14 protein-coding genes are annotated in these 14,999 nt (G+C 69.0%); 8 read left to right on the top strand and 6 right to left on the bottom strand.

Annotation, left to right across the window (positions count from 1 at the left end):
* Positions 1-28: 28 nt before the first annotated feature.
* Complete coding sequence (locus MHN80_RS02080; RefSeq protein ID WP_239399153.1) at positions 29-3,229, bottom strand: AAA family ATPase; 3,201 nt, start codon at positions 3,227-3,229, stop codon at positions 29-31.
* 115 nt (positions 3,230-3,344) lie between these two features.
* On the opposite strand from MHN80_RS02080, the gene MHN80_RS02075 reads away from it, so the two are divergent.
* Complete coding sequence (locus MHN80_RS02075) at positions 3,345-3,713, top strand: VOC family protein (RefSeq protein WP_239399150.1); 369 nt, start codon at positions 3,345-3,347, stop codon at positions 3,711-3,713.
* Positions 3,714-3,753: 40 nt separating this feature from the next.
* Positions 3,754-4,341 (top strand): mismatch-specific DNA-glycosylase, encoded by a 588-nt coding sequence (locus MHN80_RS02070; protein ID WP_239399147.1) that lies wholly within the window; start codon positions 3,754-3,756, stop codon positions 4,339-4,341.
* On the opposite strand, the gene MHN80_RS02065 is transcribed toward MHN80_RS02070, so the two are convergent.
* Genes MHN80_RS02065 through MHN80_RS02050 form a run of 4 tightly spaced genes read right to left on the bottom strand, consistent with a single transcriptional unit; the run spans position 4,322 to position 6,856 of the window.
* Positions 4,322-4,618 (bottom strand): DUF503 domain-containing protein, encoded by a 297-nt coding sequence (locus MHN80_RS02065; RefSeq protein ID WP_004022174.1) that lies wholly within the window; start codon positions 4,616-4,618, stop codon positions 4,322-4,324. The two genes, MHN80_RS02070 and MHN80_RS02065, sit on opposite strands and share 20 nt — an antisense overlap.
* Complete coding sequence (gene ppk2 / locus MHN80_RS02060) at positions 4,618-5,448, bottom strand: polyphosphate kinase 2 (RefSeq protein WP_239399146.1); 831 nt, start codon at positions 5,446-5,448, stop codon at positions 4,618-4,620. Before ppk2 ends, MHN80_RS02065 begins: the two co-directional genes overlap by 1 nt.
* Positions 5,449-5,459: 11 nt before the next feature.
* Complete coding sequence (locus MHN80_RS02055) at positions 5,460-6,443, bottom strand: malate dehydrogenase (protein WP_239399143.1); 984 nt, start codon at positions 6,441-6,443, stop codon at positions 5,460-5,462.
* A complete protein-coding gene (locus MHN80_RS02050; protein ID WP_004022171.1) occupies positions 6,440-6,856 on the bottom strand; it encodes an META domain-containing protein in 417 nt (138 codons plus the stop codon). Before MHN80_RS02050 ends, MHN80_RS02055 begins: the two co-directional genes overlap by 4 nt.
* Positions 6,857-7,020: 164 nt before the next feature.
* Here MHN80_RS02050 and MHN80_RS02045 point away from each other — a divergent pair, with 164 nt between their 5' ends.
* Positions 7,021-8,235 carry a hypothetical protein gene (locus MHN80_RS02045; RefSeq protein WP_239399141.1) on the top strand — a complete coding sequence of 405 codons (1,215 nt, stop codon included), beginning with the start codon at positions 7,021-7,023 and terminating at the stop codon, positions 8,233-8,235.
* Between the two features lie 30 nt (positions 8,236-8,265).
* On the opposite strand, the gene MHN80_RS02040 is transcribed toward MHN80_RS02045, so the two are convergent.
* A complete protein-coding gene (locus MHN80_RS02040) occupies positions 8,266-9,816 on the bottom strand; it encodes a hypothetical protein (RefSeq protein WP_239399139.1) in 1,551 nt (516 codons plus the stop codon).
* Positions 9,817-9,968: 152 nt separating this feature from the next.
* Here MHN80_RS02040 and secA2 point away from each other — a divergent pair, with 152 nt between their 5' ends.
* The 5 genes from secA2 to MHN80_RS02015 all read left to right on the top strand — a co-directional run bounded on the left by secA2 (position 9,969) and on the right by MHN80_RS02015 (position 14,959).
* Entirely contained in the window at positions 9,969-12,410 is a 2,442-nt protein-coding gene (gene secA2 / locus MHN80_RS02035) for an accessory Sec system translocase SecA2 (protein WP_239399137.1), read from the top strand.
* Positions 12,407-13,036 (top strand): CDP-alcohol phosphatidyltransferase family protein, encoded by a 630-nt coding sequence (locus MHN80_RS02030; protein ID WP_239399135.1) that lies wholly within the window; start codon positions 12,407-12,409, stop codon positions 13,034-13,036. The genes secA2 and MHN80_RS02030 overlap by 4 nt, the downstream gene beginning before the upstream one ends.
* 21 nt (positions 13,037-13,057) lie before the next feature.
* Positions 13,058-13,462 (top strand): glycine cleavage system protein GcvH, encoded by a 405-nt coding sequence (gcvH, locus tag MHN80_RS02025; RefSeq protein ID WP_004022166.1) that lies wholly within the window; start codon positions 13,058-13,060, stop codon positions 13,460-13,462.
* A 316-nt stretch (positions 13,463-13,778) separates the two neighbouring features.
* On the top strand, positions 13,779-14,231 hold the full coding sequence (garA, locus tag MHN80_RS02020; protein ID WP_086536550.1) for a glycogen accumulation regulator GarA: 453 nt from the start codon (positions 13,779-13,781) through the stop codon (positions 14,229-14,231).
* Positions 14,232-14,272: 41 nt separating this feature from the next.
* A complete protein-coding gene (locus MHN80_RS02015; protein ID WP_004022164.1) occupies positions 14,273-14,959 on the top strand; it encodes a MerR family transcriptional regulator in 687 nt (228 codons plus the stop codon).
* Positions 14,960-14,999: the final 40 nt, after the last annotated feature.

The raw sequence follows: 14,999 nt of genomic DNA, 5'->3' as shown, positions 1-14,999 counted from the left end.
CAGCGACTTGAGACGGACTTGGTGCGCCTCAGGCGGGCGGGGTGAGTCCCCAGGTCGTCGACAGTGCGTCGATCCTGCGGACCAGCCCCGCCGCCTCCTGCGCGAGTGCGGTGTCGCGCGCGGCGGCCAGGGTAGCGGCCACCACCGAGGCCGGACGGCCGTTGGCGTACTCGTAGCGTGCGCGGACGACGAGGCGGTGGGCGTCGGCGTACCGTTCGCCGGTCCGGTCGGCGACGTTCGCGGCCCGATCGAGGAGTGTCGCGGCGTCGGTGAGCTTGCCGGCGACCACGAGCACCTCGGCATGCAGACCCAGCCAGTAACTCTCACCGGTACGCGGATGGTCCTCCATGGCGGGGTCCTCGGTCCCCAGCCGGTCGATGTGTGCGAGGGCGTCGTCGAGGTCGCCGGTCATGGCCCGCGCCCACCAGTACATGCGTTCGCCGCCGCGGCGGAGGTAGGCGAGCGCGGCGGCGCCGTCGGAGGTGATGGCCGGGCCGGCTTCCAGAACCCACTCCGCGTCACCGAGCATGGACGCCGCCCCGACCGCGAAGATCGCCATGCCGAGCTGCGACCGCGGATCCGGGTGCGCGTCGGTCATCCTCGCGAACACCGCTCGGCCGGCAGCGCTGCCGAGATGCACGGCCGCCGCCCAGGCGCGGAAGCCGCGGGCCATCGCGAGCTGGTCGTCGCGGAGGCCCTCGACATCCACGTCGATCGGCGCGTAGGTCTCCAGGATGCGATGCGCCGCACCGAAGTTCCCCCGGTGGAACTCGTCGATGGCCGCGGCGTGCATGCCCAGGTGGGTGACGACCGGGTCGTCGGACCGTTCGGCGCGACGACGCAGATCGAGCGCGAGGCGGTGCCCGGTGTGCGTGTCCGCGATCTGGATGTGGGCCGCGCAGCGTGCGTAGTCGAGTGTCGCGAGCAGGCGCGTGTCGCCCAGAGTGGATGCGAGCGTCCGGGCACGGTCCTGGAGATCGGGGTCGGCGGCGAAGTAGCCGTGCGCCGCGACCTCGCCGGCCAGCTGTGTGGTGATCGCGACGAGCTCCGCCTGCTGGTCGCCGGTCGCCCGGGCCAGCGTCGCCGCATCTCCGAGATGCCGGCGCGCACCGTCGAAGTCGTAGGTGCGCAAGGCGATGTCGCCTGCGGTGAGAAGGGCGGTGGTGGTGCGTTTCCGGTCGGCCAGCGGACCGGCGGACCACAGATGCCGGGCGACCCTGGTCACCGCATGGGGTGAGGAGTTGCCGGCGAGCGCATCCGCGATCGCGAGATGCAGTCGCCGGGCGCGCATCGCGGCGATACCGTCGGCGATCGCCTCCCGGATGATGTCGTGGCTGAACCCGAAACCGAACGGGTCGTCGGGTCCGAGATCGATGACGCCCGCCTCGCCCGCGGGTTCGAGCAGGTCGAGCGCCTCGTCCACCGGCCGACTCGCGGCGGCCGCCACCAGAACGAGGTCCACGCGGGTGCCGATGAGCGACGCCAGTTCGAGGAGTTCCGTCGTCTCCGATGACAAACCGACCAACCGCTGGCGGATGACGTCACGGACACCGGAGGGGACCGCGCTGCCCGCGATGGACCCGCGATCGGCCAGGATGCGGGCGAGTTCCCGGACGAAGAACGCGTTGCCCCCGGTACGTCGCTCGATCGAGGCGACGGTGGCGACCTCCGGCCACTGGCGGGTCTCGCGCCGGATGAGTTCGGAGATGTCGTCGCCGTCGAGCGGGCCGACGCGGAGGCGCCGGTGCTCCGGAAGCCGGGCGAGCGTGGCCAGCGTGCCGGCGACGACCGGTCGGGTGGACGGCGCGCGCAGCGACGCGAAGAAGGTCACCCCGGCGGTCCGGCGCGCGGCCATGTGTGCGAACAGTTCCAGCGATGCACCATCGGCCCACTGCAGGTCGTCGAGCACGATGATGAGCTTCGACGTCGCGGCCACGCCGTCGAGGAGATCGGCTGCCTGGTCGTAGAACTGGAATCGTGCGGCGGCGTCGGGCATCTGCCGCGGCGGCGGGATCACGTTGACGCCTTCGGTCACCATCCGGCCGAGCGAGCTGTCGAGGAGTCGCTCCCGATCGGCCGGATCGAGTCGGGGCAGCACGGCACCGAGGATCTGGACCCACGGCCACATCGACGGGGCCGCCGGGTCGTCGACACAACGGCCCCACAGCACTCGGAGATCGGCGGCACCCGCGGCACGGCGGCCGGCTTCGTCGATCAGCGCGGTCTTACCCGCGCCCGGCTCACCCTCGACCACGACGACGCCGCCGTGCCCCGACATCGAGGCGAGCACCGCTCGATGCAATGCGGCCAGTTCCTCGGTTCGACCCACGATCGACGGCGCCTCGTCGGGTTCGGGGTCGCGGACGTCAGGGTCGTGAGCGGCGCCCGCCGGGGTCGTCAGGCCGAATTCGGCGACGTCCGACACGGTCGTCGTGATGTCCCGACGGGCGGCGGTGGGGAGATCGAGATGCGGGGCGTGGTCGAGGATGTCGCTTTCGAGGGTCCGCAACCGAGGCCCGGGGTCGACGCCGATCTCGTCGGCCAGGACCCGGCGGGCGGTCGCGATCGCGCCGAGCGCGTCGGATTGGCGACCGAGACGATAGAGCGCGGTCGCGAACAGGACCCACAGTCCCTCGTCGAGAGGTGAACGCTCGACCTCGCTCTCGAGTTCGGTGACGAGCAGACGGTGGTCGCCGTCGGCCATCCGTGCCTCGAACGACAACTCCCGGGCGGCCTGCAGCATGCGGTCGAGTTGGTCGGCGGCCTCGTCCCGGAAGGCCAGGCCCTCGAACTCCGGCAGCAGCGGGCGATAGTCGTCGAGCACCTGCGCCAGCAGCGGGGCGGCCGCCGCGGCCTCGCCCTGCTGCATCAGAGCGCGCGCGGTGACGACGCGGGTCGTCAACCGGCGCACGTCGACCTGCTCGCCGGTCACGGGGAGGCTGTATCCGGTGCCGTGGGTGAGGAGGACCGTGGAGGGAGTCCGTGGCCTGCGGTGTGGTTCGAGGGCCTTGCGCAGACCCGAGATGTAGGACTGGAGTGACACGTCCGCGCGCTCCGGTGGCGAATCGCCCCAGATGCCCTCGATCAGACTGTCGGCACGCACCGGCGCGCCCTCGGCAAGGATCAGCTGGGCGAGCGTCGCCCGCTGCTTGCGCGTGCCGAGTTCGACGGCATCGGAACCGATCTGGGCGCCGAGACCGCCCATGATCGTGTAAGAGAGTTCGGGCATCAGCGTGAGTCTAGGTGCTGCCGGCGACCTTCCGGGCGAGTAGTGGCGAACGTGCCCGGCGATCCGGCCCCCGATCGCTCGGGAGATGTCGGCGGTCGGGAGTAGCTTGACAGCCATGACTCTCGCACTGGGCATGATCACCGTCGACGCGCTTGCACCGGCGCCGCTGGCGAACTGGTGGGCCGACCGGCTCGGCGGCCGCGTCGTCGAGGACAACGACGGGTACTTCGTCGTCGTCGCGGTCGGGGAGGGCGTGCCGCTGTTCGCGTTCCAGAAGGTCGAGGACCCCACACCCGGGAAGAACCGCATCCACCTCGACCTGACGACCGACGATCTCGAGTCGGAGGTGGACCGACTCGTGGCCGCCGGCGCGACCCGGATCGCCGATCGTGAGATGCCCGGGTTCGCGTGGGTGACGCTCGCCGACCCCGACGGCAACCAGTTCTGTGTGTCGGCCAGGCACGACGCGGAGGCGGCATCCTGACACGTCGCAGCCTGCGCCGGGCGTACGCCGGACGGCGCTGATGGGTTTCACCCGAGCCGAACTGCTCGCCTTCCAGGACCGCACCGTCGACGACCTCGTGGGTGCGGACTGCAAGCTGCTGTTCGTCGGGATCAACCCGGGGCTGTGGACGGCGGCCACCGGAGCGCATTTCGCCCGTCCGGGCAATCGGTTCTACCCCGCGCTCGCCCGGGCCGGCATCGTCGACCACGTGATCGACGCCTCCCGGGGGATGTCCGACGCCGATCGGACCCTGCTGCTCGACCGCGGCGTGGGAATCACCAACGTCGTATCGCGGGCCACCGCGACCGCCGCCGAACTGACCGTCGACGAGTTCCGCGACGGCGGACGCCGCCTGCGTGAGCGGGTCCGCGTGATCGGCCCCCGCGTCGTCGCGGTCGCCGGTATCACCTCCTATCGCAGTGCGTTCGGCCGCCGCGACGCCGTGGCGGGACGGCAGGACGAGACGTGGGACGGCGCGCAGTTGTGGGTGGTCCCGAACCCGAGCGGGCTGAACGCCCACGAGACGGTGGACACCCTGGCCGCCGCCTACCGTCGAGCCGCGGTCGCCGCCGGGGTCGTCGACGACCTCAGAAGTCCTCCGAGCTGACGACCCGGCGCCGCACCGACAGCAGTTCCACCTCGGGATGACCCGCCGCCGACCGCTCGACGGCGTCGAGCACGTCGACGACATGTCCGCGGTCGGCGGCCACCGCACTGACCCCGATGACGGTCCGACGATGCACGTCCAGGTGACCGACTTCGGCGGCCGAGACCGTGTACCGCTTACGGAGATCGGCGACGATCGGCCGTACCACCGACCGCTTCTGCTTGAGCGAGTGCACATCGCCGAGCAGATAGTCGAACTCGCAGAACCCGATCCACATCAGTGATCGGTGCGGATCAGCGTCGCCACGTGGTCGGGTACGTACTTGGACAACGAACGCGGTGGGCGGTGATAGTTGCCCGACTCGATCGGATGCTTGGGGAGGGTCACCTTGGGACGCGGGACCTCCGTGTAGTCGATGGTCGACAACAGGTGCGAGATCATGTTCAGCCGCGCATGCTTCTTCACATCGGATTCGACGACGTACCACGGACTCAGGGCGGTGTCGGTGTGGACCATCATCTCGTCCTTGGCGCGCGAGTACTCCTCCCACCGGTACACCGACTCGAGATCCATCGGACTCAGTTTCCATTGCCGCACAGGGTCGTTCATACGGGACCGGAATCGCTTGAGTTGCTCGTCGTCGGATACCGAGAACCAGTACTTGCGCAGCAGGATGCCGTCGTCGATGAGCATCTGCTCGAAGATCGGCGTCTGTCGCAGGAACCGTGAGTGCTCCTCGGGCGTGCAGAAGCCCATCACCTTCTCGACGCCCGCCCGGTTGTACCAGGACCGGTCGAACAGCACGATCTCCCCGGGAGCCGGCAGGTGCGCGACATACCGCTGGTAATACCACTGCCCGCGTTCACGATCCGTCGGGGCGGGCAATGCGGCGACCCGCGCGATCCGTGGGCTGAGGTACTCGGTGATCCGTTTGATCGTTCCGCCCTTGCCCGCGGCGTCGCGCCCCTCGAAGATGACCACGACGCGAGTGCCGCTCTCGCGGACCCACTCCTGGAGCTTCACGAGCTCGGTCTGCAACCGGAACAGTTCCGCCTCGTAGACCTCGTTCCCGACCTTGGGCTGCTTCGCCTTGTCCTTCTTCGACATGAGCAGAAACACTACGGGGTGCGGACGGCCTCGCGCTCGGATTGCAGTTCGGCGACCGACGCGTCGATGCGGGCCCGGGAGAAGTCGTTGATCTCGAGACCCTCCACGATCTGCCACCGGCCGTCGACCGAACGCACCGGGAACGAGCAGACGAGTCCCTCGGGGATTCCGTAGACGCCGGGCGACGGCAACGCCACCGACGTCCAGTCGTCCGGACGGGTGCCGAGAACCCAGTCGTGGACGTGGTCGATCGCGGCGTTCGCCGCCGATGCGGCCGACGACGATCCGCGGGCCTCGATGATCGCGGTGCCGCGCCGGGCGACGGTGGGGATGAAGTCGTCGACCAGCCAGTCACGGTCGGCAGCGATGTCCGAGCCGCTCCGATGGCCGACCCGAGCATGTAAGATGTCCGGGTACTGAGTCGCGGAGTGGTTGCCCCACACGGTGACCCGGCTGATCTCGGCGACGCCGGCGCCGGTGCGTCGGGCGAGCTGCGCGATCGCGCGGTTGTGATCCAGACGGGTCAGGGCCGTGAACCGTTCGGCCGGTACCTCGGGGGCGTGGGCGGCGGCCACCGCGGCGTTCGTGTTGGCGGGGTTGCCCACGACGATCACCCGGATGTCATCCGCGGCAACCTCGTTGATCACCGAGCCCTGGGTGGCGAAGATGTCGGAGTTGGCCGTCAGCAGATCGGCGCGCTCCATGCCCTTGGTGCGCGGTCGGGCCCCGATGAGCAGTCCGAAACTCGCGCCGTCGAACGCCTTGCGCGGATCATCGAGGACGTCCACCGACGTCAGGAGGGGAAAGGCCCCGTCGTCGAGTTCCATGGCGGTGCCCACCGCACCGGAGATCGCCTGCGGCAACTCCAGGAGCCGCAGTGCGACCGGCTGGTCGTGACCGAGCATCGCGCCGGCGGCGATGCGGAACACACTCGCGTATCCGATGCTGCCGGCCGCGCCCGTCACGGTCACCGTCACCGGCATCCGCCGGGTCACGCGGGCTTCTCCGTGAGGAGGACCTGCGCAGCGGGCCCGACGAGGACGAGGGCGTGGCCCACCGAATACCAGGTGAGCGGTTCCTTCGTGAACTCGGTGACCCAGGCGTCGGCGTCGGCGCGCGGGCCGGGGCAGGCCATCATCGTCGAGGCGAGGGAGCCCAGGCGCAGCAGCGAGTTGTCGACGCGGAGGTCGCCGATGTGCCGGTTGCAGCCGGCCGACAGGGCGATCCGATTGGCGGCGGGGAAACTGACCTCCAGCGGCCCGCCACCGGGGATCTGCTCTCCGGTCACCGCCGTCGAGGTGTAGGTCTTGCCGACGAAGCCGGGAACCGGGGGAGCGGCGGATGCGGAGCCGGTGCCGACGATCGTCGTACCGAGGGCGACGATCACCGCGCTGAGCAGCAGCGCCATGCGTAAGCTGATGCGGTGTTCGCGGGCTGGGTGACGGTCGTGTGCGGATCGACGTCCCGATACGGGTTGACGTCTCTGCGCCGGTTGACGGCGTTCGCCGGAACTCACGTGCACAACGGTAGCCGACCGGACAGGGGTATGGATATGACGAATGTGGGTGCTCCATGGTCCCGGTGACCTGCCGGACCGAGTTCCTGACCGGTCGCCACCATCGTTCGGCGACCGCCGCCTGGCTCCTCATGGTCGCCGGCATGGTCGCGCTCGTGGCGCTCAACGTCGCCGGCGTCGACGGCCTGGTCACCTCGGCGGTGGTCGGCGGGGCGCTCGTGGCGTCGCTGCTCGGCGCGGCCTACGGCCGACTCGGCGAACGAGGTGCTGTCCTGCTGACCGTCGACGAGGACGCGGTCTACTTCGGCAACGAGGACCGCACGCTCGTCAGCTATCCGCTCGATTCGCTGGTCACGGTCGCGGTGGGCGGGCCGGCCGATGCCACCTCGGACATGACGGGCGAACGCGCCCGGCACCTGACGGTGTTCGGGCAGAAGTACCTCAAGCTGACCTTCGCGACACAGGACGGGAAGCCGATCCCCGCCGAGGCGACCCGACGTGACCGCGAGAACGCCGCCGACTCCGCGTCGGAGACGGACTTCTGGCGGGTGGCAGTGGTCGAGGGGGACCCCGCGGTGGCGGAGATCCTGGCCCGCCTTCGGCGGCACGCTCCCGAACGGGTCGCCACCAAGAAGAAGGCTGCGACGCCGTCCGGGCCGAAGCCGGGCCCGGAGGCGAGTGGTGCGGCGGACGACCCGGTCGACCTGACGCGGCCGCCGTCGGGCGGTCCACGGATCGCCGACGCGGGATCCGACGAAGCGGCGCAACGGTTGTGGGAGGAAGCGGCGCGTCGCCACGACGAGGTCCTCGGCGCCTACGGCACCTACGAACTCGATCCCGCCATGCTGCTGCGGTACCCGGCCGTCACCGACGTGACCGTCGACCAGACGCAGACCTTCCATCTCGCGCTCGACGAGGCGATGGCCCTGCGCACCGACGAGTACCCGGGGAACCGCTCGCGCGCGGACGCCTATCAGCAATCGGTCGCCAGGCTGCGGCGGGCCTGGATCGCCTGTGAGAAGAACGGCCGGCGGGTGGGCGCGAGCTACCTGGAGCAGAACGATCAGGACGACCTCGATCGCGCGCTCAAGCTGTACAACCACGCCGCCGCCAGCAGCACGCCTGCCGAACAGGCGACCTACTACGGTCGGGTCCGCGACATCGTCAGCACCATGACCGATCGCGGGGTGCTCCACCCACCCGAGGCGGCGGTCGCCGAGCTGCAAGCGGTCACGAGAAGGGCGCTCGAAGCGGGTACGCCGAAGGTGTGAGGGCGCCGACCGTCGTGCCGCGGGGAGAGGTCAGTACAACCCGGGCTTGATGTAGGTGTCGTCCAGCGTGTAGAGGCCCTTGGCGTCTTCGGTGTGTGCGATCTGCATCGCGATGACAAACCGCTGCTCGTCGCTCACTCGACTGCGTTCGACCTTGACACCCACGGCGTCACGGTCGTATTCGGGCACCGACGCCCGCCGCATCAGGTCGGCGCGGACCCGGTCGAACACCTCGGCGGAAGTGCTGTCGAACCGGAAGCCGCCGGCCCCCCGGTACCGGCTGGGGGAGATGCTCGTGACCGGGAAATGTCCGGGCGCGACGGAGATCTCCCCGCCACGGTCGCCGATCCGGTACCGGACCAGGACGCCGCCCGAGTTCTGGATGTCGCTCGCGGTGACCGGTGAGACGCCGTCGGCGATTCCCTGGATGATGAACTGCTCGATCACGGGCGCGTTCAATGGGACTCGAACCGCCGCGAGCTGGTCGCGTGCGAGCTGGAAGGACTTCTGGAAGTCCGCGGGGTCGAAGAACTCGGCGACGGTGCCGTCGGGTCGGGCCTGCACCTCGAAGTCGCGCGACGACGTGTCCTCGCCGCCATCGACGGTGCCGGTGATCATGACGGGTTCGTTCGGGCCGGAACGCTCGACACGCACGGCTGTGAGTTCTGCGTCCGCTGCGTGAGTGCGCACCGCCGACTCCATGGGCGCCTCGATAGAACCCAGGACATCGGCGTCGATCACTGCGGCGTCGAACGATATCTGTCGATCGAAGGCCGACGTTCTGGTCTCGTTCGAGTCCCCATCCCACGCGCTGATGCTGGTCGTTCGGCCGGTGGCCGGGTCGACGACGATCGCCTGGTCAGAGGACGAGCCGACGTTGTACCTGAGACTCACCACATTCCGCTGAGACTGTGGGCCCTCGTGCTCGACGATCGCGTCCATCAACCGCCGGTGTCGTTCGGCGAGGGTCGGACCGGCCTCGTCCTCTTCGTGGACGTCGGAGTCGGCCGCCGAGTCGAAGCCGGACAGCGAGGGCCCCTCCACGTGCCACCCGCCGGCGACGCCGAACAGCAGTGCGCCGGCCACGAGCAGGGTCACCGCCGGGTACGCGAGCGCCCAGCGCCCGGGCTGATCGTCGAACTCGGGGGTGTCGGTCTGATCCCGCGGCGGAAGTGCGTCCGGCGGCAGGGTCGTGAACGGGGTGTCGGTCAGCGACTGGAAGTTGCCCTTGGTCATCGAGGTGATCCAGCGGGCCCGATACGCGGTGTCGTCCGGCGGGTTGATGGTCGCGGTGACCATCGTCGGCTGCACGTCGTCGGCCGTGAGGCTGCTGCGTGTGAGTGCCTCCACCTCGACCTGCGGGGCGTCGGGTGAGGAGGCTCGCCTGAATTCCGGCAGCTCCGACACCCGCGACGCGCGCGGACTGATCGCGATACCGGCGAACACCAGCGGGATCCCGAAGAACAGCGCCACCCACCAGTCGTTGAACGCACCGAGGCCCACACCTACCGCGATCAGTGAGCCGGCGACCACCGCCCGGACGAGGCGGCGTCGAACCCTGTTCCGGCGAGTCCTGGTCATGGGCCGTCCTTAGTCCTCGAGCCGAATCGGTGGACTGATCATAATGTCGGCGTCCTCGGTCGACCAGCGGCCGCGTACCGTTGTTGCTGACCTGGCCGCCGAGAGTGGGCGGGTCGCGACGCAAACCGGGAACGATCAGGAGAAATGTTTCGGTGGGAAAGCTGAGCAACAGCATGTGGCGACTTCTGGGCGCCCAGTCGACTCGCAATCAGTCGAAGTCGTTGGGAGTGATCAAGGACGCCGAAGCCCACACCGACTGGGCCGCCGACCTCGCCGACGACGCGTTCGGCGCGGAGGCCGAGAAACTCGACATCACCGAGAAGCCGGCCGACCGCGCGAAGTTCCTCGCCCTGGTCCGGGAGGCCGCCGACCGCGCCCTCGACCTGCGACCCTTCGACGTCCAGTTGCAGGGTGCCCTGCGCCTTCTCGAGGGCGACATCGTCGAGATGGCCACCGGTGAGGGCAAGACGCTCGCCGGCGCGATCGCCGCGATCGGTCATGTGCTGCAGGGACATCAGGTCCACGTGATCTCGGTCAACGACTACCTGGCGACCCGCGACGCGGAGTGGATGAAGCCGCTCTTCGAGGTCTTCGGCATCACCGTGCACGCGGTGTCGGAGAACTCCGACCGGGAGGAACGTCGCCGCGCGTACGACGCCGACGTCACCTACGGGTCGGTCAACGAGATCGGCTTCGACGTCCTGCGAGATCAGCTCGCGCTGTCCGAATCGGACCTCGTGTCGCCCACACCCGACGTCGCGATCATCGACGAGGCGGACTCGGTTCTGGTCGACGAGGCGCTGGTGCCGCTGGTCCTCGCCGGGTCGACCGAGACCGAGGTGCCCGACGAGGCGATCCACGACGTCGTGTCGCGGATGAAGAACAAGCACTACGAGGTCGACGCGGAGGGTCGCAACGTCACCCTCACCGACGAGGGTGCGGCGTTCGTCGAGGAAGAACTGGGCGGTATCAACCTCTACAGCGAGGAGCACGTCGGCACGACCCTCGTGCACGTCAGCATCGCGATGCACGCGCACTACCTCCTCGAGCGCGACATCCACTACATCGTGCGCGACGGCGGGGTGCACCTCATCAACGCCTCACGCGGCCGGGTCGCACAGCTGCAGCGCTGGCCCGACGGCGTGCAGGCCGCGGTCGAGCTCAAGGAGGGTCTCACCCAAACCGATTCGGGCGAGGTCATCGACACCATCACCGTCCAGGCGCTCGTCGGCCGCTACCCGAAGGTGTGCGGCATGACCGGCACCGCGCTCGCCGCGGGCGAGCAGTTCCGGCAGTTCTACGAACTGCGCGTCTCCCAGATCCCGCCGAACACCCCCAACGTCCGGACCGACCTGCCCGACCGGGTCTACGACACCAAGGCCAACAAGGTCGAGGCGATCGTGGCCTACGTCAAGGAGATCCACGAGACCGGACAGCCGGTCCTCATCGGCACCCACGACGTGGCCGAGTCCGAAGAACTCGCGTACTTCCTCGACAAGGCGGGGGTGCCGTCGGTCGTGCTGAACGCGAAGAACGACGCGGAAGAGGCCAAGATCATCGCCGAGGCCGGTGCGCGGGGGGCCGTGACCGTGTCGACCCAGATGGCCGGCCGCGGCACCGACATCCGCCTGGGCGGCTCCAAGGACGATGCGGACGCCCACGACGAGGTCATCGAACTCGGCGGGCTGTGCGTGGTCGGAACGGGCCGGCACGACACCGAGCGACTCGACAGCCAGCTGCGCGGTCGCGCCGGCCGTCAGGGTGATCCGGGTACGTCGGTGTTCTTCTCGAGTCTCGAGGACCCGGTCGTCACCAAGAACCTCGCGTTCAAACGAGACCCGGTGTCGCCCAACGAAGACGGTTCGATGGGCAGCAAGGGCATCGATCTCATCGAGCAGGCCCAGCGGATCGCCGAGGGCGTGATGCTCGAACTCCACGCGAACACCTGGCGCTACAACAAGCTGGTCAACCAGCAGCGCGACATCATCGTCGAACGCCGGATGCAGATCCTCACCACCGACGTCGCACTCGACGAGCTCGCGGATCTGGAACCGGAACGCTATGCGCAGCTGACCGGCGAGACGACGACCGACACGGCCGACAGCGACAAGTCCGACAGCGACAAGTCCGACGCCGACCCCGGCACGACGGAGCCCGACACGACCGAGCCCGACCCGACGAAGGCCGACCCGACGATGGCCGGCACCGCCCGGGCGGTGTCACCGGTCTCCCGGGAGGTGCTGTCGCAGGTCGCTCGCGAGATCGTGCTCTACCATCTGGACCGCGCCTGGGCCGACCATCTCGCGTTCGTCTCCGACGTGCGCGCGAGCATCCACCTGCGGTCGCTGGGCAAGGAGAGCCCGCTCGACGAGTTCCATCGGCTGATCCTCGCCGAGTTCGCCGACCTCCCCGGCGCGGCGCTCACGAAGGCGCGTGAGACGTTCCGGGAGGCCGACATCACCCCCGACGGCGTCGACCTCGGCTCCGCCGATCTGCACCGCTCGACGACCACGTGGACCTACATGGTCCACGACAATCTGTTCTCCTCGGGCGGAGCGAAAACACTGCAGGGCATCATCGGGATCTTCCGGTGACCGAGCCGGAGGCGGCGACCACGCCGGCTCCGGACCGGATCGTCACGGTCCCGAACGCGCTGAGTGTGCTTCGGCTCGCACTCATCCCGGTGTTCGTGTGGCTGCTGCTCGTCGAGAAGGCGGACGGGTGGGCCTTCGCCGTGCTGATGTTCTCCGGCTTCTCCGACTGGGCCGACGGGAAGATCGCGCGTCTGCTCGATCAGTCGTCGCGGATCGGCGCGCTGCTGGATCCGGCCGCCGACCGGCTCTACATCGTGATCATCCCGATCGCGTTCGGCATCCGGGAGTTCTTGCCGTGGTGGCTGATCGGTGTGATCATCGCGCGGGACGTCCTGCTGTTCGCGTCGGCGCCGCTGTTGCGGTCGCGCGGGGTGCTGGCGCTCCCGGTGCTCTACATCGGCAAGGCCGGGACGTTCGCGCTCATGAGTGCCTTCCCGTGGCTTCTTGCCGGACAACTCGATTCGATCGTGGGAACCATCGCTTACCCGATCGGTTGGGCTTTCATGATCTGGGGTGTCGGACTGTATCTGTGGTCCTTCGTCCTGTACTGGTATCAGACGATCCTGGTGGTGCGGCGCATGCCGCCGCGTCACCCGGCAGGCGCCTCGGCAGACAGCAGGGTCTGACCGAGAACGAAAGGGGTTCGCGTGACCGACAGCAAAGTGCCAGAGACCTTGCGCTACACCGCGGAGCACGAGTGGATCGAGCGACTCGGGCCGACCACGGTGCGCGTCGGGATCACCGACTACGCGCAGGACGCCCTCGGCGACGTGGTGTTCGTGCAGTTGCCGGAGAGCGGCGCCGAGGTGACGGTCGGGGAGTCGTTCGCCGAGGTCGAGTCGACCAAGAGCGTGTCGGACATCTTCGGTCCCCTCGCGGGCACGGTGTCGGCGGTCAACGACGCGCTCGACGCATCGCCGGAACTGGTCAACTCCGACCCGTACGGGGAGGGCTGGCTGGTCGAGATCGAAGCCGCCGACGAGGCGATCCTCGACGAACACCTGGGTGAGGTACTCGACGCCGCGGGGTACCGCGCCGTCATCGAGGGGTGAGTTCCCGGCGGCCGCGAGCGGCCGGTGACCCGATCGACCCGGCTGACGGCTCTCGGAACGATATGATCGTCGTTGCCGGAGTCGACTCGCCCGCCGGTGCGATCGGCATGACCGGTACGGTTACGGCAGTGGGAACGAGGCGCGGCGTGACACCGATGCTCACGATCTCGTGCCGAGAACTACCCGGCCGCACAAGTCATGTAGATTCGACCGGCCGTCGCGGTGACATCGGGCGGGCATCGTCCCGGGCTGTTCCGACGGTTCCGAGGACGCGGTTGACGACTATGCGGTTGGCACTGACGACGACGAAGGAGAAGTGGTGAGCGAAAACGACAGGGACTTCGAGGCGCCGGTGGAGACCACATCGGTGTTCCGGGAGGAGTTCATCAACGAACTCGACGCCGGGACCAGCACCTCGAGTGAGCCGGCCGACACGGGGGTCGAGCGACTCGCTCCCGGGACCGCGCTGCTTGTCGTGAAGCGAGGACCCAACGCCGGGTCGCGGTTCCTCCTCGATCAGCCGACCACCTCGGCCGGTCGACACCCCGACAGCGACATCTTCCTCGACGACGTGACCGTCAGTCGTCGTCACGCCGAGTTCCGTCTCGGCGACAACGAGTTTCAGGTCGTCGACGTGGGCAGCCTGAACGGCACCTATGTCAACCGGGAACCGGTCGACACCGCGTCCCTGAGCAACGGCGACGAGGTCCAGATCGGCAAGTTCCGCCTGGTCTTCCTCAGCGGTCCCCGCGACGAAGCAGACGCCTGACACCCGTGACGGCGTCCACGGCCCCCCGCGGCGAAGGATCGATGTCGATCGGCACGGTCCTCGCCCAGTTGCGTGATGACTTCCCCGACATCACGATCTCGAAGATCCGATTCCTGGAGTCGGAGGGTCTGGTGACCCCGGAACGGGCACCGTCGGGGTATCGGCGGTTCAGCCAGGCCGACTGCGATCGGTTGCGGTTCGTGCTGACCGCCCAGCGGGATCGCTATCTCCCGCTCAAGGTGATCAAGGAACAACTCGACGCGATCGACAACGGGAACGGCGGCTTCGGTCCCGGCGGGACGCGGGTGCTCTCCGCGGCCCGGGGGACCGTGGCGCCGGCCACCGATTTCGGTGCTCGAGCCGGGCGTGTGTCGCGCGAGACGCTGATCGAACGCACCGGCGTCGACTCGGCGTTCGTCACCGAGTTGCAGCGCAACGGTCTGCTGATCGCCGGCCCGGCCGGCTTCTTCGACGAGGACGCGGTGCGGCTCGTCGAGGCGGCGGCCGCATTGGCCAGCTACGGCCTCGAGACCCGCCATCTGCGGGCCTTCAAGGTCTCCGCGGATCGGGAGGCGGGTCTGGTCGCCCAGATCGCCGGCCCGATCGCGAAGGGCAAGGGCACGGGTGCGCGGGATCGCGCCGAGGAACTCGTACGCGAGATCGCCGCGCTGTCGGTGACGCTGCACACGCAGTTGGTCAAGGCTGCGGTCAAGGGCGCGCTGGACTGAATTCCCGGCGCGTCGTCGGCCTCCGGTGCGCGTCGTCGCA

It is taken from the genome of Gordonia sp. McavH-238-E (assembly GCF_022348225.1).
Taxonomy (GTDB): Bacteria; Actinomycetota; Actinomycetes; order Mycobacteriales; family Mycobacteriaceae; genus Gordonia; species Gordonia terrae.
Note: the sequence above shows the minus strand (reverse complement) of the source record. Positions and strands in the feature narration are given on the sequence as shown.

What these genes read in the sequence shown, in the direction of transcription:
- MHN80_RS02080 (WP_239399153.1), bottom strand. Translation starts at nt 3,229, where the DNA reads ATGCCCGAACTCTCTTACACGATCATGGGCGGTCTCGGCGCCCAGATC.
- MHN80_RS02075 (WP_239399150.1), top strand. Translation starts at nt 3,345, where the DNA reads ATGACTCTCGCACTGGGCATGATCACCGTCGACGCGCTTGCACCGGCG.
- MHN80_RS02070 (WP_239399147.1), top strand. Translation starts at nt 3,754, where the DNA reads ATGGGTTTCACCCGAGCCGAACTGCTCGCCTTCCAGGACCGCACCGTC.
- MHN80_RS02065 (WP_004022174.1), bottom strand. Translation starts at nt 4,618, where the DNA reads ATGTGGATCGGGTTCTGCGAGTTCGACTATCTGCTCGGCGATGTGCAC.
- ppk2 (WP_239399146.1), bottom strand. Translation starts at nt 5,448, where the DNA reads ATGTCGAAGAAGGACAAGGCGAAGCAGCCCAAGGTCGGGAACGAGGTC.
- MHN80_RS02050 (WP_004022171.1), bottom strand. Translation starts at nt 6,856, where the DNA reads ATGGCGCTGCTGCTCAGCGCGGTGATCGTCGCCCTCGGTACGACGATC.
- MHN80_RS02045 (WP_239399141.1), top strand. Translation starts at nt 7,021, where the DNA reads ATGGTCCCGGTGACCTGCCGGACCGAGTTCCTGACCGGTCGCCACCAT.
- MHN80_RS02040 (WP_239399139.1), bottom strand. Translation starts at nt 9,816, where the DNA reads ATGACCAGGACTCGCCGGAACAGGGTTCGACGCCGCCTCGTCCGGGCG.
- MHN80_RS02015 (WP_004022164.1), top strand. Translation starts at nt 14,273, where the DNA reads ATGTCGATCGGCACGGTCCTCGCCCAGTTGCGTGATGACTTCCCCGAC.